General features: G+C 47.2%; 3 protein-coding genes. 1 reads left to right on the top strand and 2 read right to left on the bottom strand.

Features of this window, described 5'->3' with window-relative positions; all coding sequences use genetic code 11:
* On the bottom strand, positions 1-325 hold a 325-nt coding region (locus R7F07_RS24685), incomplete at its 3' end, for a LysR substrate-binding domain-containing protein (RefSeq protein ID WP_318110592.1).
* A gap of 27 nt (positions 326-352) precedes the next feature.
* Complete coding sequence (locus tag R7F07_RS24680) at positions 353-610, bottom strand: LysR family transcriptional regulator (RefSeq protein ID WP_318110588.1); 258 nt, start codon at positions 608-610, stop codon at positions 353-355.
* Between the two features lie 136 nt (positions 611-746).
* Between R7F07_RS24680 and R7F07_RS24675 the strand changes: the two genes are divergently transcribed.
* On the top strand, positions 747-1773 hold a 1027-nt coding region (locus R7F07_RS24675), incomplete at its 3' end, for a TonB-dependent receptor plug domain-containing protein (protein WP_411976918.1).

Raw genomic sequence — 1773 nt, 5'->3', positions numbered from 1 at the left:
GTTCTGGGTGCGAGAGTCGCAAACCATTCTCTTGTATCGACCCAAAATCTATCCACGGATGTTTGTTTAGTTCTCTCGGGTGGTGGATGGGGCCATGTTTTTCGATGTAGTTTGGCGACGCGAATGGGGTGTAACGAAATACGCCAAGCGTTTCTTTGCGCCAATCCAGCCCTTTGTGTTCACCTAGCCAGATAAACAAATCTGGATCGTGGTGTGTATCGGAAAAATCACTAGTGAGCTGGACTCTGACATCAGGGTTATCCACCAGAAATTCATTGAGCACATCGCCTAACCAACTGCGAACTAACGCTGCGTGGCAAACGATATGTAGAGAGCCTGATACTTGATTATTTCAGCCTTGAAGCGCCTCATAACTTTCCTCGCTGAGCTCTAGGATCTGGCGACTGTAGTCGGCAAAAATCTCCCCTGCGCGTGTCAGAATCAAGCGGTTGCCTTGTCGAGTCGTTAGCGCTTGGCCAAAGTCGGCTTCTAATTGTGCTAAGCGGCGGCTCACGGTGGATTTCGGCTGATTCAGTGCTTTGGCGGCTGCGGTCAAACTTTTGTGTTGGTTAAGCGCATCAAAAGCACGAATTGATGCTAAGTCGTGCATATCTTACTCCTTACTGCGTTATGTACGGATTCCATATATGGGAAGAACCGTTCCATAACTCTCACTATGCATCTCATTCTATTTATGAATAATTCCACTTCGAAAATAATAATCATTATCAATTATGGAGATGTAGATGTCCACTCTTAGACTGCCAGTGCTAACTGCAACTGGTGTTTTAGCCTTCGTCAGTGTCCCTCATGTATTTGCTAACGACTCAGTTTCTAAAATGGAAACCGTCGTGGTGACAGCGTCAAGTTATGAGCAATCCCAAGCGGATGCGCCTGCAAGTATTAGTGTTATCTCGCGAGAAGAATTGGACTCGCGCTACTACCGCGACGTGACTGATGCACTGAAAAGTGTGCCGGGTGTTGTTGTGACTGGTGGTGGTGATACAACCGATATCAGCATTCGTGGTATGGGCTCTAAGTACACGTTAATTCTTGTGGATGGTAAGCGCCAAAGTACTCGCGAAACTCGCCCAAATAGCGATGGCCCTGGTATTGAACAAGGTTGGTTGCCACCACTTCAAGCCATTGAGCGAATCGAAGTGATCCGCGGTCCGATGTCGACGCTGTATGGTTCCGATGCGATTGGTGGTGTGATTAACGTGATCACCCGTAAAGATGCGCTTGAGTGGACAGGTAATGTGCAGCTGGGGACGGTTATCCAAGAAAACAGCCGTTCTGGTGGTGAACAGAGTGCAAACTTCTTTGTAAATGGCCCTCTTGCAGAAAACTTGTTGCTACAGGTTTATGGTCAATACACCGCAAGGGAAGAAGATGACATTGATTATGGTTATGAAGACAAAGATATGCAGAGCATCTCTTCAAAACTGATCTATCAAATCAATGACCGTCACTCTGTGCAGTTAGAGGGTGGTACATCGGCACAAAGTCGTCGCGGTAATGTTGGTCTTTCTGTACCTACGACTGGCTGTCGTAGAGGCTGTGAAGATTCATTGAATGAATATCGTCGTAACTACGTTACGCTTAGTCACACCGGGGAGTGGGAGTTATTGGGTAACTCTGATACCTACTTGCAGCGCGAGGAGAGTGAAAACAAATCTCGCGAAATGACTATTGTAAACACCACGTTTAAATCCAGCCTAGTTAAAGGGTTGGGCGCGCATACTCTGACAACTGGTGTCGATGCGACGCATG

It is taken from the genome of Vibrio sp. YT-16 (genome assembly GCF_033337405.1).
Taxonomy (GTDB): Bacteria; Pseudomonadota; Gammaproteobacteria; order Enterobacterales; family Vibrionaceae; genus Vibrio; species Vibrio alginolyticus.
Note: the sequence above shows the minus strand (reverse complement) of the source record. Positions and strands in the feature narration are given on the sequence as shown.

Coding starts and splice junctions, on each gene's coding strand:
- R7F07_RS24680 (WP_318110588.1), bottom strand. CDS start 610: ATGCACGACTTAGCATCAATTCGTGCTTTTGATGCGCTTAACCAACAC.